Source organism: Streptomyces virginiae (genome assembly GCF_040638905.1).
Taxonomy (GTDB): domain Bacteria; phylum Actinomycetota; class Actinomycetes; order Streptomycetales; family Streptomycetaceae; genus Streptomyces; species Streptomyces virginiae_B.
This window is the reverse complement of the sequence record NZ_JBEZYV010000003.1, coordinates 68,553-88,380: the sequence shown is the minus strand read 5'-3', so window position 1 is coordinate 88,380 and position 19,828 is coordinate 68,553. Positions and strand designations below refer to the sequence as shown.

Below are 19,828 nucleotides of genomic sequence, written 5' to 3'. Positions count from 1 at the left end.
TGAGGAGTACCGCATGGCCCCCCGTCCCGCTCCGGGTGAGCTCACCTTCGTCGCGCCCCGCGGGGTCAAGAAGCCGCCCCGACACCTCGCCGACATGACTCCGGCCGAGCGCCGCGAGGCGGTCGCCGCGATCGGTGAGAAGCCCTTCCGGGCCAAGCAGCTCTCCCAGCACTACTTCGCCCGCTACGCGCACGACCCGGCGGAGTGGACGGACATCCCCGCGGGCTCCCGGGCCAAGCTCCAGCAGGAGCTCCTCCCGGACCTGATGAACGTCGTCCGGCACATCAGCTGTGACGACGACACCACCCGCAAGACCCTGTGGAAGCTGCACGACGGCACGCTCGTGGAGTCCGTGCTGATGCGCTACCCCGACCGGGTCACCATGTGCATCTCCTCGCAGGCCGGCTGCGGCATGAACTGCCCGTTCTGCGCCACCGGCCAGGCAGGCCTGGACCGCAACCTCTCCACCGCCGAGATCGTGCACCAGATCGTCGACGGCATGCGCGCGCTGCGTGACGGCGAGGTCCCCGGCGGCCCCGCCCGGCTCTCGAACATCGTCTTCATGGGCATGGGCGAGCCGCTGGCCAACTACAACCGCGTCGTCGGCGCCATCCGCCGGCTCACCGACCCCGAGCCCGACGGCCTGGGCCTGTCCCAGCGCGGCATCACCGTCTCCACCGTCGGCCTGGTCCCGGCCATGCTGCGCTTCGCCGACGAGGGATTCAAGTGCCGCCTCGCCGTCTCGCTGCACGCCCCGGACGATGAGCTGCGCGACACCCTGGTCCCGGTGAACACCCGCTGGAAGGTCCGCGAGGTACTCGACGCCGCGTGGGAGTACGCCGAGAAGTCCGGCCGCCGGATCTCGATCGAGTACGCCCTGATCCGCGACATCAACGACCAGGCCTGGCGCGGCGACCTCCTGGGCCGGCTGCTCAAGGGCAAGCGCGTACACGTCAACCTGATCCCGCTGAACCCGACGCCCGGTTCCAAGTGGACCGCGTCGCGGCCCGAGGACGAGAAGGCCTTCGTCGAGGCCATCGCCCGCCACGGCGTGCCCGTCACCGTACGGGACACCCGCGGCCAGGAGATCGACGGCGCGTGCGGCCAGCTGGCCGCCTCGGAGCGCTAGCGTCCGCTTCTGACCGGTCACATTCGGCCCCGGGGTACCCTGTGGCCGAACCAATTGCATATTCCGACAGGGGAGCGCCACAGCGCTGAGAGTGCGGTATCCGTCATCCGCAGACCCTCTGAACCTCGCCCCGGTCATTCGGGGTAGGAAGTTCGGTCACCACTCAAGCTGTTGCGCCCTGCCCGGCGTCCGCTCCGAACAGAGCGCCGGGCAGGGCCGCGTCTTCTCCTGGTCATCCCAGGAGGAATCACCAGTGAGCACCACCAAGAAGATCGCGGGCGCTGCGCTCGCGGCCGCGCTGGGCGTCACCACGCTCAGCGCCTGCGGCGGCGACGCCAAGGACAAGTCCGCGGACACGAGCGACGCCCCGAAGTCCAAGACCGTCACGCTCGTCTCCCACGACTCCTTCAACGTGACCGAGTCGGTCCTGAAGGAGTTCGAGCAGCAGAGCGGCTACACCGTCAAGGTCCTGAAGTCCGGAGACGCGGGCGCCGCCCTGAACCAGGAGATCCTCACCAAGGGCTCCCCCCGCGGCGACGTCTTCTTCGGCGTGGACAACACCCTGCTCTCGCGCGCCCTCGACAACGGCATCTTCACTCCGTACGAGGCCAAGGGCCTGGGCGAGGTGAAGCCCGAGTACGTCCTGGACAAGGAGCACCGGGTCACCCCGATCGACTCCGGCGACATCTGCGTCAACTACGACAAGGCCTACTTCTCCGACAAGAAGATCGCCCCGCCGCAGACCCTGGAGGACCTGGCCAAGCCGGAGTACAAGAACCTGCTGGTGGTCGAGAACGCCGCGACCTCCTCTCCCGGCCTCGGCTTCCTGCTCGCCTCCGTCGGCAAGTACGGCGAGGAGGGCTGGAAGGACTACTGGAGCAAGCTGAAGGCCAACGGCGTCGAGGTCGTCGACGGCTGGGAGCAGGCCTACAACGAGCGCTTCTCCGGTTCCGCGGGCGGCAAGAAGGCCAAGGGCGACCGCCCGCTGGTCGTCTCCTACGCCTCCAGCCCGCCGGTCGAGGTGCTGTACGGCGAGCCGCAGCCGGCCGAGGCCCCCACGGGCGTCGCCACCGGCACCTGCTTCCGCCAGATCGAGTTCGCGGGCCTGCTCAAGGGCGCGAAGAACGAGGCGGGCGGCAAGGCCCTCGTGGACTTCCTGATCAGCAAGAAGTTCCAGGAGGACATGCCCCTGCAGATGTTCGTGAACCCGGTGACCAAGGACGCCGCGCTGCCGGAGCTGTTCACCAAGCACGGTGTGGTGGTCGAGAAGCCGGAGAACGTCACTCCGGAGACCATCGCCGAGAACCGTGAGCAGTGGGTCAAGGCATGGACCGCGCTCGTCGTGAAGTAAGCGGTACGAAGGAGCCGGGCGCGGCGTCGGCCGACGCCGCCCCGGCCCCCGGACCGGGGCGGGTGCCCGGACAGGGCGAGAGCGGGCGGGCCACCGCCGTCCGCCTCGCCCTGATGGCCGTTCCCCTCGCCTTCTTCGGGCTGTTCTTCGCCTACCCCGTCGCCGCAATCGTGGGCCGCGGCCTCAAAACCGACACCGGTTGGCAGTTCGGCCGGCTGGGCGAGGTGCTGGCCCGGCCCGACATCGCCGACGTGCTGTGGTTCACCACTTGGCAGGCGCTCGCCTCCACCGTCCTCACACTGCTGATCGCACTGCCCGGCGCGTACGTCTTCGCGCGCTTCGAGTTCCCCGGCAAGCAGCTGCTGCGTGCCGTGGTGACCGTTCCCTTCGTGCTCCCGACCGTGGTCGTGGGCACCGCCTTCCTCGCGCTGCTCGGGCGCGGGGGACTGCTGGACGAACTGGCGGACGTCCGGCTCGATACCACCGTCTGGGCGATCCTGCTGGCGCACGTCTTCTTCAACTACGCCGTCATCGTCCGCACGGTCGGCGGGCTGTGGGCCCAGCTCGATCCGCGCCAGGAGGAGGCCGCGCGGGTGTTGGGCGCCGGCCGGTTCGCCGCCTGGCGCAAGGTGACGCTGCCGGCGCTGGCCCCGGCCGTGGCCGCGGCCTCCCTCATGGTGTTCCTCTTCACCTTCAGCTCCTTCGGCGTCGTCCTGATCCTGGGCGGACCCGCCTACTCCACCCTGGAGGTGGAGGTCTACCGGCAGACCGCGCAGCTCCTGGACCTGTCGACGGCCGCCGTCCTGACGCTCGTGCAGTTCGCCGCGATCGGCGCGATCCTCGCCCTGCACGCCTGGACCGTGCGCCGGCGCGAGACCGCGCTGCGCCTGGTCGACCCGGGCCGCACCACGCACCGGCCGCGCGGCTGGGCGCAGCGCACCCTGCTGGGCGGCGTCCTGCTGACCGTCGGGCTGCTGATCGTGGCGCCGCTGGCCGTGCTCGTCGAGCGGTCCTTCGACATCCCCGGCGGCTACGGCCTGGGCTACTACCGGGCCCTGCAGGACGCCGGCGCCGGCGGCGGAACCTTCCTGGTGCCGCCGCTGGAGGCGATCTGGAACTCCCTGCAGTACGCGCTCGCCGCCACCGCGATCGCCCTGGCCGTCGGGGGACTCGCGGCCGCCGCCCTGACCCGGCGCGGGGGCCGCTTCGTCCGGGGCTTCGACGCGATGCTGATGCTCCCGCTCGGGGTGTCCGCCGTGACGGTCGGCTTCGGCTTCCTGATCACCCTGGACGAGCCGCCGCTGGACCTGCGGACCTCGTGGATCCTGGTGCCGCTGGCGCAGGCGCTGGTGGGCGTGCCCTTCGTCGTACGGACCATGCTCCCGGTCCTGCGCGCGATCGACGGGAGGCTCCGGGAGGCCGCCGCCGTGCTCGGCGCGTCACCGCTGCGCGCCTGGCGGGAGGTGGACCTTCCGCTGGTCCGCAGGGCGCTGCTGATCGCGGCCGGGTTCGCCTTCGCCGTGTCGCTGGGGGAGTTCGGCGCGACCGTCTTCATCGCGCGGCCCGACCGGCCGACGCTGCCGGTGGCCGTGGCGCGGCTGCTGGGGCGGGCCGGCGAGCTGAACTACGGGCAGGCCATGGCCCTGAGCACGATCCTGATGCTGGTGTGCGCGGTGTCCCTGCTGGTGCTGGAGCGACTGCGACCCGACAAGACCTCCGGAGAGTTCTGATGACACTGCTTCAGCTGGAAGGGGTGTCGGTCCGCTTCGGTGAGCGCGCGGTCGTCGACTCCGTGGACCTGGCGGTGGCCGAGCACGAGACCGTGTGCGTCCTGGGCCCGAGCGGCAGCGGGAAGTCCACGCTGCTGCGGGTCGTCGCCGGGCTCCAGCAGGTGTCCGGGGGGCGGGTGCTGCTGGGCGGGGCGGACCAGGCCTGCGTCCCCGTGCACCGGCGGGGTGTGGGCCTGATGTTCCAGGACCACCAGCTCTTCCCGCACCGCGACGTCGGCGCGAACGTCTCCTTCGGCCTGCGGATGCGCGGCGGCGGGCGCGCTTCGTACGCCGCCCGGGTCGCGGAGCTGCTGGAACTGGTCGGGCTCCCCGGGGCCCAGGGCCGGGCGGTGGCCTCCCTGTCCGGCGGCGAGCAGCAGCGGGTGGCGTTGGCCCGCGCGCTCGCGCCGTCACCGCGGCTGCTGATGCTCGACGAACCGCTCGGACAGCTGGACCGGGGGCTGCGGGAACGGCTCGTGGTCGAGCTGCGGGAGCTGTTCTCGCGGCTGGGGACGACGGTCCTGGCCGTCACGCACGACCAGGGGGAGGCCTTCGCCCTGGCCGACCGGGTCGTGGTGATGCGGGACGGCCGGATCGCGCAGGCCGGGACGCCGCTGGAGGTGTGGCAACGGCCCGCATCGGAGTTCGTGGCGCGCTTCCTCGGCTTCGACAACGTCGTCCCGGCGACGGTGACGGGAGCGGTCGCGGCGACCGCCTGGGGCGAGGTCCCGGTCCCGGCCGGCTCCCCCGAGGGGGAGCAGCGGCTGCTGATCCGCCCGGCGGGAGTGGTGCTCCGCGCGGCGGGCCTGCGGTGCGAGGTGGCCTCCCGGACCTTCCGCGGCACCCATGTCGCCCTGCTGCTGCGGCCGGAGGGCGGCCCGGTACTGGAGGCCGAGTGCGGCCTGGCGGGGGCTCCGGCCGTCGGCGACCGGGTCGCGGTGGCCTTTGCCCCCGCCGAGGTCGTGGTCCTCCCTCCGGGCATCCGCTAGCCCGGCTCAGGCGGCCTTCGCAAGGACGCCGTCGCAGGCGATCGGCAGGTGCCGGGGGCCGCGCAGCACCGCGTTCTGGCGGTACGGCGGCGGGTCCTCCAGCAGCCGCGGGTTCACCAGCCGGCGGGCCAGCTCGCTCAGCGCCAGCTGCGCCTCCTGCCGGGCCAGCGGCGCCCCGAAGCAGCTGTGGATGCCGCTGCCGAGCCCGAGGTGCTGGATGTCCTTGCGGTCCGGGTCGAATCTGTCCGGGTTCTCGAAGCGCTTCGGGTCGCGGTTGCCGGAGGCCAGCATCAGCCACAGGGAGGCGCCCTTGGGGATGGTGACCCCCGAGACCTCGATGTCGGAGAGCGTGGTGCGCTGCGGCAGCAGCTGCACCGGCGGCTCGTACCGCAGCAGCTCCTCCACGATCGGAACCGACAGACCGGGGTCCTCGCGCAGCCGCTTGAGGACCTCCGGGTGGCGCAGCAGGGTCAGCATGCCGTTGGTGATGAGGTTGACCGTGGTCTCGTGGCCCGCGATCAGCAGCAGCGCGGAGGTGCTGAGCGCCTCCATCGTGGTCATCGAGCCGTCCGGGCCGTCCGCCGTCGCCAGCTGGGACAGCATGTCGTCGCCGGGGTTCTTGCGCCGCTCCTCGATCAGCCCGGCCAGGTACATGCCCAGCTCCATCCGGGCGTCCGTGGTGCCCTTGCCCCGCTGGGCGGGGTCCGCGTCCGGGTCGGGGTCCAGGCTGGCGGCGAGGGTCTCCGCCCAGACGTGGAAGCGCGGTTCGTCCTCGTGCGGCACCCCGAGCAGCCGGCAGATCACCGTGACCGGGAAGGGGTACGCGAACTGGTCGACCAGGTCCACCCGGTCCAGGTCGCCGGATGTGGCGATGCCGTCGATGAGCCCGGCGACGAGGCCGTCGAGCTCGTCGCGCATGTCGTGCACCCGGCGCGGGGTGTGCGGCGGCCCGAACGGCCGGTTCGTCATGCGCCGCAGGCGGTCGTGGTCCGGCGGGTCGAGCTTGAGGAAGGAGGGGGGCAGGGCCGTCCCCTCGTCGTCGGCGGACTGCCCCAGCGGATCGTCACCGGTCGCCTTCAGGTTGCGCGAGTCGGAGCTGATCCGGGGGTCGTGCAGCAGGCTGTGGATCTCGTAGTACGTGCTGATGACGTACGGGCCGTTCCCGTCGTGGGACACCGGGGTCTTGCGGAGCTCCTCGTACAGCGGGTACGGATTGGCCCGGTTCGCGTAGTCGATGATCTCCCGCAGGAGGGCTTGTGTCATGACGGGTCCTCGTGATCCTCGGGGGCGGTCGCGGCGCGGTCAGCGCCCGGGGGTGAAGGTCATCTTCCGGTCGGCCGGCGAGTAGCCGCTGAGGGTGATGGTCGGGCCGTGGGTCGGCACCGAGGGGTCGGGGAAGTCCGCCGGCACCGGCTTGTTCCCCTCCGGCCTGCGGTCCACGGTGGAGAACGGGGGCGGGAACGGCGCGGTGCTCTCGATCTGCTGCTCGTAGAACGGCAGCCAGCGGCAGTTGTCGAAGGTCACGGCGGCGATCACCCGCCCCTGGTACCCGTAGACGGCCGCGAACCGGCGCTCGACCAGCGAGCCCTGGGTGATGAGGATCTCGGTCCCCATCGGCGGCACTCCGACCGACTTGATGTTCACGCCGAACTGAGAGGACCAGAAGGCCGGCACCCACAGGTGGGGGCGACGGTCCGCGCTCTCGCTGAGCATGTTGTGCGCGGCGGTGTCGGCCTGTGCGAGGGCGTTGCCCCAGTGCTCCAGGGACAGGAACTGGTAGCCGAACAGGGCGTGCGGGGAACGTGCCACGTCACCCGCCACATAGATGTCGTCGGTGACGATGCCCCGGACGTCGAAGGCCCGGCAGCCCGCGTCGCAGGCAATGCCCCGGGGCCCGGCGCCCAGTCCGGACCCGGCGAGCCACTCGGTGTTGCGCTGCGCGCCGAGGGACACGACCACCACGTCGGCCTCCACGGTGGAGCCGTCGGAGAGGTGGGCGGCGCGGACCCGGCCCGCCGGATCGCCCTCCAGCGAGGTGACCATGACGCCGGTGCGCAGGTCGACCTCGTGCTCGCGGTGCATCTCGGCCGCCACTTCACCGATCACTCCGCCGAGGGCGCCGACCAGCGGCGCCGAGCCGCGTTCGGCGACGGTCACCTTCAGGCCGCGTTCCCGGCAGGCGGAGGCGATCTCGGACCCGGTGAACCCGGCCCCGATGACGAGCACCCGGCGGGGACGGGCGGCGAGGGCGCGTTGCAGTCGTTCGCCGTCGTCGCGGGTGCGCAGGACGAAGACCCCTTCGAGCTCGCCCTCCTCCGGGTTGGGCCAGGGCCGGGCGCGGACACCGGTGGCGATCAGCAGCCGGTCGTACTCGACTTCGTCGCCGTTGCCGAGCCGGACCCGGCGGGCGGCCATGTCCAGGCCCGTCGCGGGGACTCCGAGCCGCCAGTCGGCGTCGATCGCCCGGCGGCGGGGGAGCGCCGTGTGGTCCGCCACCGCGTTGCCCAGCAGGACCTGCTTCGACAGCGGGGGCCGGTCGTACGGCTCGTGGGGTTCGTCGCCGATCATCGTGAGCGAACCGGCGAACCCCTTGTCGCGCATGGTCTCGGCGGCCCGAAGACCCGCGAGGGACGCACCGACGACGACGATGCGTCCCTCGCGCTTGAGGTGCTCCAAGGCGCCGTCCCGTGTGCGTTCACCGGTCACCGTGAACCTCCGGAACCGGCGCCGGCCCCGGCCCCGGCGGCGTCCTGGGACACCATGCCTGCCATGTCCTCGTCGGTGAGTTCGAGGAGGATCGCGCCGACGGGGCAGGCGGCCACGGCGCGGGCGACGTTCTCACGCTGCTCGGCAGCCGCCTCCGGGTTGTAGAGGAGCGACTCGTCGCCGTGCATGGCGAAGACGTCGGGAGCGAGGAATGCGCACTGGGCGTATCCCTGGCAGCGGTTGAGGTCGACGACAAGCCTCATGACGGATCTGCCTTTCCCTCGGCCGTTGATCCCCGTCGCCCCCCGGCCACCCCCGGTCCCTCCCTTGTCCACCAGCATGCACGCGGTCCCCGGGGGCCGCCTGCCGGAGCACGGACCGCCAGGTCAGGAGGGGTTCAGGGGCGGCCCGGAGCGGACCGCGGGCGAGGCCGTGCGCCGGACGCGCAGGATGTAGAGGCTGATGACCAGAGCCCAGGCCGGGAACAGCAGCTCGGACCAGGGGACGCCGGAGCCCGCCACGATGAGGACCAGGCCGACGAGGGTGCCCAGCATGGCCAGCGGCCGGGGGAAGACGCCGAGCGTCCGCCCGATCATCGAGGTCGCGAGGACGAAGACCGCGGCCATGCGCATGGCGTACGTCGCGAGCAGGGTGTAGGCGTAGTGGCGGCCGAAGTCGGAGGGCGTCTCCTCGTTCAGCACGGTGCCGGCCGCCGCGGCGGCGGCGAAGAGAGTGGCCACGAACACGAAGCCGCTGCCGAGGAACACGGTGGCGACGAACCGGTCCTCGGCCTCACCGGTGTGCGCGCGGAGGGCGCCCATGAACCAGAGGAAGAAGATGCCGGCGAACGGCACGATCTGCAGGGCCAGCTGGACCGCCCAGCGGCGGTCCGGGTCGATGGTCGCGTCGGCGGCGTCGCCGGCCGGAACGGAGATCCGCATCAGGACGATCGCCGCACCGAGCAGCAGGGCGAAGGCGACACCGGCCATCCCGGCCGCGCGCGGCGTCTTCAGCCGATCGGTCGTGGGCTCCATGAACCCCTCGCTCTCTCCCCCGGTCCAGCAAGCGCCGGCCGCCGCCGCGTCACCAGCGGGGGACGGCCGACCGGGTGAGGGAGCGGGGCGGCGGCGCCGCGCGGCCGGGGTTCGGCCGCCCGGCCGGGGTTCAGCCGACCGGCTGCGGTACCGGGGCCGCCGTATCCTCCTCGGCGCCCTCGTGCTTGCCGTACCAGGCGACCGCCACGGCGCCGGTCACCGCCATGACGAAACCGGCGACCGCCAGCCAGGCGAGGCCGGGGCGGGACGCGTCGCCGAGCCAGAGCACTCCGATCGCGCCGGGGAGCACCGTCTCGCCGACGACGAGGGCCGCGGTGGCTCCGTTGACCGAGCCGATCTGCAGGGCGATGGTGTGCAGGTACATACCGCCGATGCCGGCCAGCAGGATGGCGTAGAGGGCCGGGTCGGTGAGGAGGGTGCCGAGGCCGAACGGGTCGACGCCGTCCAGGATCCGCACGCCGACGCCGAGCGCGCCGAAGCCCAGACCCGACAGCAGGCCCGCCAGGATCGCGGCGCCGCCGCCGAGGAGGCGGACGGCCACCGTGCCGCCGACCATCAGCAGCGTGGTGATCCCCAGCAGCCACCAGTGCGTGGACATCGGCGCGTGGTGGCCGCCCTCGTGGCCCGCCGCCGTCGCCAGCAGAACCAGCGCGGTGCAGACGACCCCGATCGAGGCCCATTCCTTGCGGCTCAGCCGGATGCCCAGCATCTTCACGCTCAGCACGGCCGTGATCACCAGGTTGGCGCTGATCACCGTCTGGGACAGGAACAGCGGGAGGAGGCGGGCGGCGAGGGCGCCGAGCCCGAAGCCGACGAAGTCCAGGATCGTGCCGACGATGAACTCCCACGTCATCGCCGCCTTCGCGGTGGACGAGAGGTTGGGGCCGCCGTGGGCGGTCACCCCGGCCGCGGTCGGGGACATCCGGGCGGCGCGGCGCGATCCGACGGCTTGCAGCACGGATCCCGTGCCGTAGCAGATGGATGCCGCGACAGCGGTCAGCAGGCCTATGAGCACCGATGGCTCCGTTCACGTCTGGCAGGTTTTGCGGTACCTCTGCCAGACGCGGATATCGGCCCGGAAGTTGCCTCCGCAGCCCAGTTCGTCGAAAGCCCGGCTCAGCGCATCGAGGCGAGGACGCCGGGGACCTCGTCCACCGAGTCGACGAGCGCGATCCGCGACTCCATCGCCCGGCCCCGGGCCAGTGCCCGGAGCAGGGGCCAGGCCGGGAGGTGCTCGGTCCAGTGGGTGTGGCCGACCAGGACCATTGGCGCCGGCTCGCCCCGGGACCCGTAGTAGTTCGGCGTCGCGGCGTCGAATATCTCCTGGACGGTGCCGGCCGCGCCGGGCAGGAACACCACGCCCGCCGTTGACCGGGCCAGAAGCCCGTCCTCGCGCGTGGCGTTCGCGAAGTACTTCGCGATGTGGGCGGCGAAGGCGTTCGGCGGCTCGTGACCGTAGAACCAGGTGGGGATGCCCACCGAGTCGCCGCCGCCGGGCCAGCGGTCCCGTACGGCGAAGGCCGCGCGCGCCCAGTCGGACACCGACGGCTCGAAGGACGGGGCCTTGGCCAGCAGCTCCAGGGCCTCCGCGAGGGCCTCGTCCGGAGCCGGCGCCAAGTAGGCGCCGAGGTTCGCGGCCTCCATCGCGCCTGGTCCGCCGCCCGTGGCCACGGTCAGCCCGGACCGGGTCAGCGCCCGGCCCAGCTCCGCCGCACCGCGGTAGTCGGCGCTGCCCCGGGACATGGCGTGGCCGCCCATCACGCCCACCACGCGGGCGGCGGCGAGATGCTCGTCGAGGGCGTCGGAGATGGCGTCGTCGTGCACGGAGCGCAGCATCGAGGAGAAGACGTCGCGGTCGGTCGCGGTCTCCTGGAACCAGGCGTATGCCCCGGCGTCCGGGGTGGCCTCGTACCCGTCGGGCAGCCCGTCGAAGAGCTCCTCCGGCGAGTAGAGCAGGCCCCGGTACGGGTCGAAGGGCAGGTCCGGAACGGGCGGGAAGACCAGCGCGCCGTCCGCGCGGACCTTCGCCGAGGCATCGGGCTCCATCGCGCAGCCCAGGAAGACGGCCGCCGAGGTGTCGGCGGCCAGCAGCGCGAAGGTCCGCTCCAGCAGGTTGACCGACTGGATCCGGTAGCCGCTGAGCGAGCCGCGTGCCACGACCTGGTCGAATTCGGCGAGCGTCTCGATCTCGATGTCTGCGTTGACCATTCGGCCCACCCTAAGGGCTGTGTGCCTCAGCGGGTCAGCGCCAGCGACGTCAGCTGTGCCACACCCCAGCTGAGCGGAGCGCACACGGCCACGAGCGCGGTGGCCCGCAGGCCCGCCGCCGTCCGCAGGACCCTTGCGGGAGCTGCCAGATCGAGCATGGCCTCCCGCCCGGCGGCCCGGCTCCGGCGGCCCTCCACCGCGGATGTGAGAAGGGTCGCGGCGGCGCACAGCGCCACCAGGGCTGCGGCCGGCCAGGCCAGCGGCCCCAGCGGAACGTGCAGCCCGCCCCGGTCCCGCAGGGCCAGGGCGGTCAGGGCCCCGGCGGCCACGGAGCACAGCACGCCCAGCGGCGGCCCGATCCGGGAGGCCTGCTCCTGCAGGTACCGCCCGGCCAGCAGCCGGAGCGCGCCCGGGCGCCCGGCCTGGACCAGGCTGCCGCAGGCGTAGGCCAGACCCGGCCCGGCGAGGGCCAGCCCGACGGCGGTCAACACCCAGCCGGCGAGGACCCCGCCGCCGTCCCGGCCGGCGTAGGCCTCGACGGCGAGCCCGCAGGCGGTCACTGCGATGCCCCAGGGCAGAGCGGTCTGCGGGGCCAGTGGCCGGTGCGGACGCAGCGCGAGCACGGTGGCGGCCGACGCGGTCACCGGTACGAGGGCCAGCAGGGTGAGGGCGGCCGCCAGGGGCAGCGGCTGCTCGGCGTGGAGCAGCCGGGCGCCGGAGCCGTCGAACGGCAGGCCGGCGAGGTCCCCGCGCAGGTGGAGGAAGACGGCCAGGGCCAGGGCGCTGCCCAGGGTGCAGGCGACGGCCGTGGAGATAGCGGCGGCCAGGGTCAGCCGTACGGGTCCCAGCCCGGCGGCGTCCAGCCCCTCGCGGGGGCGGGTCGCGGGGTCGGCCCGGGCGACGGCGACGGCGAAGTGGACCGTCGCGGCCAGCGGGACCAGCGCCCACAGCAGGCGAGGGAACGATCCGGCAGGGCGGTCCACGGCTTCGGCGAGTACGTACAGCAGCAGGAAGCCGGTCCCGGCGGAGGCGGCGGCGACGAACAGCCGCCGCAGCTGCACGGCGGGCCGGGAGCCGCGGGCTAGGCGGAGAGCGAGCACGCGGCCTGGCCCTCCGGGGTGTCGGGGAGCGCGGAGGTGTCGCCGGCCCCGGCGAGGCGGCCGTCTACCAGGGTCAGGCGACGGTCCGCGACGGCCGCGGTGGCCCCGTCGTCGGTGGCCAGCAGCACGGTGATCTCGTGGGAGCGGGCCGCGGTGGTCAGCGTCCGCAGCAGCAGGGCCCGGTCGGCCCGGTGCAGCGGTGCCGTGGGCTCGTCGGCGTAGATCACCGAGGGCACGGTGACCAGGGCACGGGCCAGGGCGACCCGCTGGCACTCGGCGCGGCTGAGCGCGGCGGGCCGCTTGCGGGCGAAGGCGCCGATGTCCAGGCGGTCGAGCCATTCGCAGGCGGCGTGCTTGGCGCTGCGGTGGGAGGCCCCGGCGAGCAGCAGCGGCAGGGCGGCGTTCTCCCAGACCTTCAGCTCGGGCAGCAGCTGGGGTTCGGGACCGAGCCAGCCGAAGCGGTCGCGGCGCAGCCGTTCACGGGACAGGTCCCCCATGGTGTGCACGGGGACGCTGTTGAACCAGACCTCGCCCTCGGTGGGGAGCAGCTGCCCGGACAGGCACCGCAGCAGCGTCGTCTTGCCGCTGCCGCGGGCTCCGGTCAGGGCCACGATCTCACCCTGGCGGACTCCGAGGGAGACACCGACGAGGGCCGGGGCACCGCCGTGCGCGTAGTGCAGGGACCGCGCCCAGAGAACGTCATTGTCCGGCGGGGCATTGTCCGGTGGGGCCACCATGGCGTACACCTCCGTCCGAGGGAACGAAACGGAGCCCTTTCGGTCACTGGCGCCGCACTGAGATGTAAAGAGATGAACCGCTTGGATGGTGACAGCACACGGCCCGGACCCCCGTGTTCTCACTCGAACGAAGGATCCGGGCCGTGTGATCGGACTACCGCAGACTGTTCACAGCCTGCTCAGAGCTTGGTCCACGCCTCGGTGAGCACCGTGCGCAGGATGCCCTCGATCTCATCGAAGGTGCCCTGGTCCGCGGTCAGCGGCGGCGCCAGCTGGATGACCGGGTCGCCGCGGTCGTCGGCCCGGCAGTACAGGCCGTTCTCGAAGAGCGCCTTGGAGAGGAAGCCGTAGAGCACGCGCTCGGTCTCCTCGTCCGTGAAGGACTCCTTGGTGGCCTTGTCCTTGACGAGCTCGATGCCGTAGAAGTAGCCGTTGCCGCGGACGTCGCCGACGATCGGCAGGTCGTGCAGCTTCTGCAGCGTCTTGAGGAAGGCGCCCTCGTTGTCCAGCACGTGCTGGTTGAGGCCTTCCTTGTCGAAGATGTCGAGGTTGGCGATGGCCACCGCGGAGGACACCGGGTGTCCGCCGAAGGTGTAGCCGTGCAGGAAGGTGTTGTCTCCCTTGTAGAACGGCTCCGCGAGGCGGTCCGAGATGATGCAGGCGCCGATCGGGGAGTAGCCCGAGGTCATGCCCTTGGCACAGGTGATCATGTCCGGCACGTAGCCGAACTTGTCACAGGCGAACATCGTGCCGAGGCGGCCGAAGGCGCAGATCGTCTCGTCGGAGACGAGGAGCACGTCGTACTCGTCGCAGATCTCGCGGACCCGCTGGAAGTAGCCGGGCGGCGGCGGGAAGCAGCCGCCGGCGTTCTGCACCGGCTCCAGGAAGACGGCCGCGACGGTGTCGGCGCCCTCGAAGAGGATCTGCTGCTCGATCTGGTCGGCGCACCAGCGGCCGAAGGCCTCGGGGTCGTCGCCGTAGATCGGGGCGCGGTAGATGTTGGTGTTCGGCACCTTGTGCGCGCCGGGCACCAGCGGCTCGAAGGGAGCCTTGAGGGCCGGCAGACCCGTGATCGACAGGGCGCCCTGAGGGGTGCCGTGGTAGGCGACCGCGCGTGAGATGACCTTGTACTTGGTGGGCTTGCCCTGGAGCTTGAAGTACTGCTTGGCCAGCTTCCAGGCGGTCTCGACGGCCTCGCCGCCGCCGGTGGTGAAGAAGACCTTGTTGAGGTCGCCCGGGGCGTAGTTCGCCAGGCGCTCGGCGAGCTCGACGGCCTTGGGGTGGGCGTAGGACCACACCGGGAAGAAGGCGAGCTGCTGCGCCTGGTTGAAGGCGACCTCGGCCAGCTCCTTGCGGCCGTGACCGGCGTTGACCACGAACAGTCCGGCGAGACCGTCGAGGTAGCGCTTGCCCTTGTCGTCGAAGATGTAGGTGCCCTCACCACGCACGATGGTGGGGACGGGTGCGTTCTCGTACGACGACATGCGGGTGAAGTGCATCCACAGGTGGTCGTAGGCGGTCTTGGAGAGGTCCTGGCTCACGGGCTATCGAGTTCCCCACATGTAGGTCTGCTTCTTCAGCTTCAGATAAACGAAGCTTTCGGTTGATCGCACGCCGGGGAGCGTGCGGATCTTCTTGTTGATCGTTTCGAGCAGGTGGTCGTCGTCCTCGCAGACGATCTCCACCATCAGGTCGAACGACCCCGCGGTCATCACGACGTACTCGCACTCGGCCATCGCGGTCAGCGCGTCGGCCACCGGGTCGAGGTCGCCCTCGACGTTGATGCCGACCATGGCCTGACGGCGCAGGCCCACGGTGAGCGGGTCGGTGACGGCGACGATCTGCATGACGCCCTGGTCGAGCAGCTTCTGCACGCGTTGGCGCACAGCCGCCTCCGACAGGCCGACGGCCTTGCCGATCGACGCATAAGGACGGCGGCCGTCCTCCTGCAGTTGCTCGATGATCGCCAGGGACACAGCATCGACCGAAGGGGACGGTTGTCTGTTCCTGGAATCTGCGCTTCGACTGACCACGAGCCCACTGTGCACGAGGAGTCGTCTGTTCCGCAAGACGGAATCAATGAAATCCGTTGTTTGGCCATGCTGATCTCACTGATTTCGTAGGTGGTGGCCTTCGGGTCTGTCGAAAGCCTCCGCCGAGAGGCTAGGCTTGGTATTCGTCTCAATCGTTGGACATGTGATCAGGAGTGTGGCTGTAGTGACCACCGAACTGCGTCGTCTGCGCAACTACATCGGCGGGGAGTTCAAGGACGCCGCCGACGGGCGCACCACCGAGGTGGTCAACCCCGCCACCGGCGAGGTGTACGCGACCGCCCCGCTCTCGGGCCAAGCCGATGTCGACGCCGCCATGGCCGCCGCCGCGGCCGCCTTCCCGGGCTGGCGCGACACCACCCCCGCCGAGCGCCAGAAGGCGCTGCTGAAGATCGCGGACGCCTTCGAGGCGCGCGCGGACGAGCTCGTCGCCGCGGAGTCGGAGAACACCGGCAAGCCGCTGGGCCTCACGGCCAGCGAGGAGCTGCCGCCGATGGTGGACCAGATCCGCTTCTTCGCGGGTGCGGCCCGCCTGCTCGAGGGCCGCTCGGCCGGCGAGTACATGGACGGGATGACCTCGATCGTCCGCCGCGAGCCGGTCGGCGTGTGCGCCCAGGTCGCGCCGTGGAACTACCCGATGATGATGGCCGTGTGGAAGTTCGCGCCGGCCATCGCGGCGGGCAACACGGTCGTGCTCAAGCCCTCCGACACCACCCCGGCCTCCACCGTCCTGATGGCGGAGATCATCGACTCGGTCCTGCCCAAGGGCGTCTTCAACGTCATCTGCGGTGACCGCGAGACCGGCCGGGCCATGGTCGAGCACTCGACCCCGGCGATGGCCTCGATCACCGGCTCGGTGCGGGCGGGCATGCAGGTCGCCGAAAGCGCCTCCAAGGACGTCAAGCGCGTCCACCTGGAGCTGGGCGGCAAGGCCCCGGTCGTCGTCTTCGAGGACGCCGACATCCCGAAGGCCGTCGAGGACATCGCGGTCGCCGGCTACTTCAACGCCGGCCAGGACTGCACCGCCGCCACCCGCGTGCTCGTGCACGAGTCGATCCACGACGAGTTCGTGGCCGCGCTCGCCAAGGCCGCCGCCGACACCAAGACCGGCGCGCCTGACGACGAGGACGTGCTGTACGGCCCGCTGAACAACCCGAACCAGCTCAAGCAGGTCGCGGGCTTCATCGAGCGGCTCCCCGCCCACGCCAAGGTCGAGGCGGGCGGTCACCAGGTCGGCGAGAAGGGCTACTTCTACGCCCCGACCGTGGTCTCCGGCCTCAAGCAGGACGACGAGATCATCCAGAACGAGGTCTTCGGCCCCGTCATCACCGTCCAGTCCTTCACGGACGAGTCCCAGGCCCTGGAGTACGCCAACGGCGTCGAGTTCGCCCTCGCCTCCTCCGTGTGGACCAAGAACCACGGCCGTGCGATGCGCATGTCCAAGAACCTCGACTTCGGCTGCGTGTGGATCAACACCCACATCCCGCTCGTCGCCGAGATGCCGCACGGCGGCTTCAAGAAGTCCGGCTACGGCAAGGACCTCTCCGCCTACGGCTTCGAGGACTACACGCGCATCAAGCACGTGATGACCTCGCTCGACGGCTGATCGGCCGCATCGATCACAGCAGAGCGCTGAAGGGGCGGGCAGTGGACAACATGTCTATTGCCCGCCCCTTCCGCGTTCGCCGAGGCCGTGCCCATGCCTCAACTCGCCTTCTCCCGCCGCGCCGCGCTCGCCGGACTCGGTGCCGCGGGCCTGTCGGCCGCCCTCACCGGATGCGGCGTTCCCCCGCCTCGCCTACTCCGGCGACGCCGTCCAGCTGCAGGCCGACAACCCGGACATCGAGTTCGTGGTCCCCGAAGAAGGCGGCGAACTCTCGCCGAGAACCCGCTGGTCTTCCCCGACGACGACATGCGCGAGCGGCTCGCCGTCGCCCGGGACATCTCCTCGGCCGAGCGGCGCTCCCTCGCCAGGCGGTGGCACGCGATCGTCGGGCTCTGATCACGGTCCGGACACAGAACTGAACATGTTCAGTGATTTGGCTGAACGTGTTCAGAAACTTGCATAGGCTTCTTCCATGAGCGAGACAAGCGCCCTCGAGCGCAGGATCCGTGCCTGGTTGATCGTCTTCGTCGTCTGCCTGGTGCTCAGCGGCCTCACGGCCTTCCCCCTGGTCAGCGAGGTCCGCTGGGGCAACGCCCTGGTCGACAACATATGGCTGCGACGGGTGGGCGAAGGGCTGGAGCGGGCCGACGCCGACTACCCCTTCCTCCTGTACGGGACCGACTGGCTCGCCTTCGCCCACCTCGTGATCGCCGTCTTCTTCTACGGCGTGTACCGCGACCCCGTCCGCAACATCTGGATCGTCGAGGCCGGCATGATCGCCTGCGTCGGAGTGATCCCCCTCGCCCTGATCTGCGGGCCGATCCGCGGCATCCCCTTCTGGTGGAGCGTCATCGACATGTCGTTCGGCGTCTTCGGGGTGCTCCCCCTCGTGATCCTGCGCCGCATGATCCAACGGCTGGAGACCGCGACTACCTCGTGAACGCCGCCATGACGATGCCGAGGGCCACCGGGTTCACGTCCTGGCCCTCGGCGTCCGTCGCGTTCACCGAGTGGACCGAGGTGTGGGAGAGGTCCCGGGTCGCGCCCATCGCGTGGTGCAGCCGTGCCGGCTGCCCGCCCTGCCCCAGACCGCCGTGCCGTCCGGCAGGACGATCCTGGGCAGGCCGGCCGCCATCGCCGCCGGCTTCCCGCTCTCGAAGTCCTTCACGCCCGGCACCGTGAACATGCCTCCAGGTGTGCCTCCAGCTGGGCCTGCGGCACGACCCGGCCGCTGCGGCCCAGGTCCACCCACGGCCGGGCCCGGCGCGGGCGCCGGACCCTTCCGTCCAGCGCGGCTGTCACCGGCCGAACTCGGCCCGCACGGCCGTCAGCGCGTCCATCCGGTTCGTGGTGATCGCGTCGACCCCCGCCGCGATGAGCCCCTTCATCGTCCGCCTGGTGTCGGCGGTCCAGGCCGAGACCAGCAGGCCGTCCCGGTGCAGCGCGTCCACCAGCTCCCGGCTCACCAGCCCGAAGCGGTAGTTGAGCCAGCGCGGCGCCACCGCGTCGATCAGGACCCGCCGGGGCGGCGAGAGCGTGGTCCAGGTCAGCGCGATCTCCGCGCCGGGATCGGCCGCGCGGAGCACCAGCATCGACCCCGGTCCCGCGCAGTAGAACGTGCGCTCGCGCGCTCCGCACTCGCGGACCAGGCCCACGACGGTGCGGACCGCCTCGGGCGTGGCGCCGGGGAGGTCGAGCATCAGCCGGCCCGCCCCGGCCGCCGTCAGCGCGTCGCGCAGCGTCGGAACGGCGCCCCCGGTCAGCTCCTTGAGCTGTGCGGCCGAGATCTCGTCGAGCCGCACGTCGTGGTTCCACAGCCGCTGGAGCGACTCGTCGTGGAGGAGGACGGGCACCCCGTCGCGGGTCAGCCGTACGTCGACCTCTACCGCGTCCGCCCCGCGGGCGAAGGCGGAGCGGATCGAGGGAAGGGTGTTCTCACGGATGCGGTAGGGATCGCCGCGGTGGCCGATGGCAGTCAGGGTGCGCATGGGCCCCATTCTCGGGGGAGTTCAGCGCGCGAGCCATTGCCCGGTGTACGTGTCGATCTCCGCGTTGAGCTTCTCCTTGCCGGCCGGGTCCAGGAAGGAGGCCTCGACGGCGTTCTTCGCGAGCTGCGCGAGCCCGCGCTCGTCGAGGTCGAGGAGGCGCGCGGCCACCGCGTACTCGTTGTTGAGGTCGGAGCCGAACATCGGCGGGTCGTCACTGTTGATCGTGACGAGCACGCCCGCCGCGACCATCTCCCTGACCGGGTGCCGGTCGAGGTCGGTCACCGCGCGCGTGGCGATGTTCGAGGTCGGGCAGACCTCCAGCGCGATGCGGTGCTCGGCGAGGTGGGCGAGGAGCTCCGGGTCCCGGACGGAGCTCGTGCCGTGGCCGATGCGCTCGGCGCCCAGGTCGCGGATGGCGTCCCAGACGGTCTCCGGGCCGGTGGTCTCGCCGGCGTGCGGCACGCTGTGCAGGCCGGCGGCCCGGGCCGCGTCGAAGTACGGCTTGAACTGCGGGCGCGGAACGCCGATCTCCGGGCCGCCCAGGCCGAAGGAGACCAGGCCCTCGGGGCGCAGGTCCACGGCGAGCCGCGCGGTCTCGGCGGCGGCTTCGAGGCCGGCCTCGCCGGGGATGTCGAAGCACCAGCGCAGGATGACGCCGAGTTCCTTCTCGGCGGCCTTGCGGGCGTCCTCGATGGCCTCCATGAAGGCCTTCTCTTCGATGCCGCGGCGGGTGGAGGAGTACGGGGTGATGGTCAGCTCGGCGTAGCGGATGTTCTGCCGGGCCATGTCACGGGCGACCTCGAAAGTCAGCAGCCGTACGTCCTCGGGGGTGCGGACGAGGTCGACGACCGACAGGTAGACCTCGATGAAGTGGGCGAAGTCCGTGAAGGTGAAGTAGTCGGCGAGGGCGTCGGGGTCGGTGGGCACCTTGGAGTCGGGGTGCCGGGCGGCGAGCTCGGCCACGATGCGCGGGGAGGCCGAGCCGACGTGGTGGACGTGGAGCTCGGCCTTGGGCAGCCCCGCGATGAAGGGGTGCAGGTCGGTCATGGGGGTGCCTCCGGACGGGCGGGGGTGCGGGCAGGACGCCCTCATCGTAGGCACGGCCGTGACGGTCGGTGGCAGCGCTTAGCATGGCCGTA

At 71.5% G+C, this 19,828-nt stretch carries 18 protein-coding genes and 1 pseudogene; 7 read left to right on the top strand and 12 right to left on the bottom strand.

What is annotated here, in order from left to right; genetic code table 11:
• Nucleotides 1-13: 13 nt before the first annotated feature.
• From rlmN to AB0F82_RS06240, 4 genes are all read left to right on the top strand, one after another.
• Nucleotides 14-1,129 carry a 23S rRNA (adenine(2503)-C(2))-methyltransferase RlmN gene (gene rlmN, locus AB0F82_RS06255; RefSeq protein WP_362624557.1) on the top strand — a complete coding sequence of 372 codons (1,116 nt, stop codon included), beginning with the start codon at nucleotides 14-16 and terminating at the stop codon, nucleotides 1,127-1,129.
• Nucleotides 1,130-1,382: 253 nt separating this feature from the next.
• Entirely contained in the window at nucleotides 1,383-2,480 is a 1,098-nt protein-coding gene (locus AB0F82_RS06250; RefSeq protein WP_356813357.1) for a thiamine ABC transporter substrate-binding protein, read from the top strand.
• A gap of 113 nt (nucleotides 2,481-2,593) precedes the next feature.
• Nucleotides 2,594-4,210: an ABC transporter permease gene (locus tag AB0F82_RS06245; protein WP_362624910.1), complete on the top strand. Its 1,617-nt coding sequence runs from the start codon at nucleotides 2,594-2,596 to the stop codon at nucleotides 4,208-4,210.
• Entirely contained in the window at nucleotides 4,210-5,238 is a 1,029-nt protein-coding gene (locus tag AB0F82_RS06240) for an ABC transporter ATP-binding protein (protein WP_362624555.1), read from the top strand. The genes AB0F82_RS06245 and AB0F82_RS06240 overlap by 1 nt, the downstream gene beginning before the upstream one ends.
• A 6-nt stretch (nucleotides 5,239-5,244) precedes the next feature.
• On the opposite strand, the gene AB0F82_RS06235 is transcribed toward AB0F82_RS06240, so the two are convergent.
• The 10 genes from AB0F82_RS06235 to AB0F82_RS06190 form a co-directional block, all read right to left on the bottom strand.
• Complete coding sequence (locus AB0F82_RS06235; RefSeq protein ID WP_362624553.1) at nucleotides 5,245-6,501, bottom strand: cytochrome P450; 1,257 nt, start codon at nucleotides 6,499-6,501, stop codon at nucleotides 5,245-5,247.
• Between the two features lie 39 nt (nucleotides 6,502-6,540).
• A complete protein-coding gene (locus AB0F82_RS06230) occupies nucleotides 6,541-7,944 on the bottom strand; it encodes an NAD(P)/FAD-dependent oxidoreductase (RefSeq protein WP_362624551.1) in 1,404 nt (467 codons plus the stop codon).
• Nucleotides 7,941-8,207, bottom strand: coding sequence for a ferredoxin (locus AB0F82_RS06225; protein ID WP_362624549.1), 267 nt, complete (start codon nucleotides 8,205-8,207; stop codon nucleotides 7,941-7,943). Before AB0F82_RS06225 ends, AB0F82_RS06230 begins: the two co-directional genes overlap by 4 nt.
• A 123-nt stretch (nucleotides 8,208-8,330) precedes the next feature.
• Nucleotides 8,331-8,978: a hypothetical protein gene (locus AB0F82_RS06220; RefSeq protein WP_362624547.1), complete on the bottom strand. Its 648-nt coding sequence runs from the start codon at nucleotides 8,976-8,978 to the stop codon at nucleotides 8,331-8,333.
• 130 nt (nucleotides 8,979-9,108) lie between these two features.
• A complete protein-coding gene (locus AB0F82_RS06215) occupies nucleotides 9,109-10,014 on the bottom strand; it encodes a hypothetical protein (protein ID WP_362624545.1) in 906 nt (301 codons plus the stop codon).
• A 101-nt stretch (nucleotides 10,015-10,115) separates the two neighbouring features.
• Entirely contained in the window at nucleotides 10,116-11,207 is a 1,092-nt protein-coding gene (locus AB0F82_RS06210) for an LOG family protein (RefSeq protein ID WP_362624543.1), read from the bottom strand.
• A 26-nt stretch (nucleotides 11,208-11,233) separates the two neighbouring features.
• Nucleotides 11,234-12,307, bottom strand: a complete 1,074-nt coding sequence (locus AB0F82_RS06205; protein WP_362624541.1) for a hypothetical protein — start codon at nucleotides 12,305-12,307, stop codon at nucleotides 11,234-11,236.
• Nucleotides 12,289-13,044, bottom strand: coding sequence for an ABC transporter ATP-binding protein (locus AB0F82_RS06200; RefSeq protein WP_362624540.1), 756 nt, complete (start codon nucleotides 13,042-13,044; stop codon nucleotides 12,289-12,291). The genes AB0F82_RS06205 and AB0F82_RS06200 overlap by 19 nt, the downstream gene beginning before the upstream one ends.
• A 179-nt stretch (nucleotides 13,045-13,223) precedes the next feature.
• Complete coding sequence (locus tag AB0F82_RS06195; RefSeq protein ID WP_356813346.1) at nucleotides 13,224-14,585, bottom strand: aspartate aminotransferase family protein; 1,362 nt, start codon at nucleotides 14,583-14,585, stop codon at nucleotides 13,224-13,226.
• Between the two features lie 3 nt (nucleotides 14,586-14,588).
• Complete coding sequence (locus AB0F82_RS06190) at nucleotides 14,589-15,092, bottom strand: Lrp/AsnC family transcriptional regulator (RefSeq protein ID WP_030651035.1); 504 nt, start codon at nucleotides 15,090-15,092, stop codon at nucleotides 14,589-14,591.
• A 169-nt stretch (nucleotides 15,093-15,261) separates the two neighbouring features.
• Here AB0F82_RS06190 and AB0F82_RS06185 point away from each other — a divergent pair, with 169 nt between their 5' ends.
• From AB0F82_RS06185 to AB0F82_RS06175, 3 genes and pseudogenes are all read left to right on the top strand, one after another.
• Nucleotides 15,262-16,701, top strand: coding sequence for a gamma-aminobutyraldehyde dehydrogenase (locus tag AB0F82_RS06185; RefSeq protein ID WP_356813345.1), 1,440 nt, complete (start codon nucleotides 15,262-15,264; stop codon nucleotides 16,699-16,701).
• Between the two features lie 190 nt (nucleotides 16,702-16,891).
• Nucleotides 16,892-17,097 (top strand): annotated as a pseudogene (locus AB0F82_RS06180) (hypothetical protein); the annotation flags it as partial.
• A 76-nt stretch (nucleotides 17,098-17,173) separates the two neighbouring features.
• Nucleotides 17,174-17,641, top strand: coding sequence for a hypothetical protein (locus AB0F82_RS06175; RefSeq protein WP_362624532.1), 468 nt, complete (start codon nucleotides 17,174-17,176; stop codon nucleotides 17,639-17,641).
• A 358-nt stretch (nucleotides 17,642-17,999) separates the two neighbouring features.
• Here AB0F82_RS06175 and AB0F82_RS06170 read toward each other — a convergent pair whose 3' ends face one another.
• Nucleotides 18,000-18,698 (bottom strand): glycerophosphodiester phosphodiesterase, encoded by a 699-nt coding sequence (locus AB0F82_RS06170; protein ID WP_356813342.1) that lies wholly within the window; start codon nucleotides 18,696-18,698, stop codon nucleotides 18,000-18,002.
• 12 nt (nucleotides 18,699-18,710) lie between these two features.
• Complete coding sequence (locus AB0F82_RS06165) at nucleotides 18,711-19,736, bottom strand: adenosine deaminase (protein WP_362624527.1); 1,026 nt, start codon at nucleotides 19,734-19,736, stop codon at nucleotides 18,711-18,713.
• Nucleotides 19,737-19,828: the final 92 nt, after the last annotated feature.

Coding starts and splice junctions, on each gene's coding strand:
- rlmN (WP_362624557.1), top strand. CDS start 14: ATGGCCCCCCGTCCCGCTCCGGGTGAGCTCACCTTCGTCGCGCCCCGC.
- AB0F82_RS06245 (WP_362624910.1), top strand. CDS start 2,594: ATGGCCGTTCCCCTCGCCTTCTTCGGGCTGTTCTTCGCCTACCCCGTC.
- AB0F82_RS06240 (WP_362624555.1), top strand. CDS start 4,210: ATGACACTGCTTCAGCTGGAAGGGGTGTCGGTCCGCTTCGGTGAGCGC.
- AB0F82_RS06235 (WP_362624553.1), bottom strand. CDS start 6,501: ATGACACAAGCCCTCCTGCGGGAGATCATCGACTACGCGAACCGGGCC.
- AB0F82_RS06225 (WP_362624549.1), bottom strand. CDS start 8,207: ATGAGGCTTGTCGTCGACCTCAACCGCTGCCAGGGATACGCCCAGTGC.
- AB0F82_RS06220 (WP_362624547.1), bottom strand. CDS start 8,978: ATGGAGCCCACGACCGATCGGCTGAAGACGCCGCGCGCGGCCGGGATG.
- AB0F82_RS06210 (WP_362624543.1), bottom strand. CDS start 11,207: ATGGTCAACGCAGACATCGAGATCGAGACGCTCGCCGAATTCGACCAG.
- AB0F82_RS06200 (WP_362624540.1), bottom strand. CDS start 13,044: ATGGTGGCCCCACCGGACAATGCCCCGCCGGACAATGACGTTCTCTGG.
- AB0F82_RS06175 (WP_362624532.1), top strand. CDS start 17,174: ATGAGCGAGACAAGCGCCCTCGAGCGCAGGATCCGTGCCTGGTTGATC.
- AB0F82_RS06170 (WP_356813342.1), bottom strand. CDS start 18,698: ATGGGGCCCATGCGCACCCTGACTGCCATCGGCCACCGCGGCGATCCC.
- AB0F82_RS06165 (WP_362624527.1), bottom strand. CDS start 19,736: ATGACCGACCTGCACCCCTTCATCGCGGGGCTGCCCAAGGCCGAGCTC.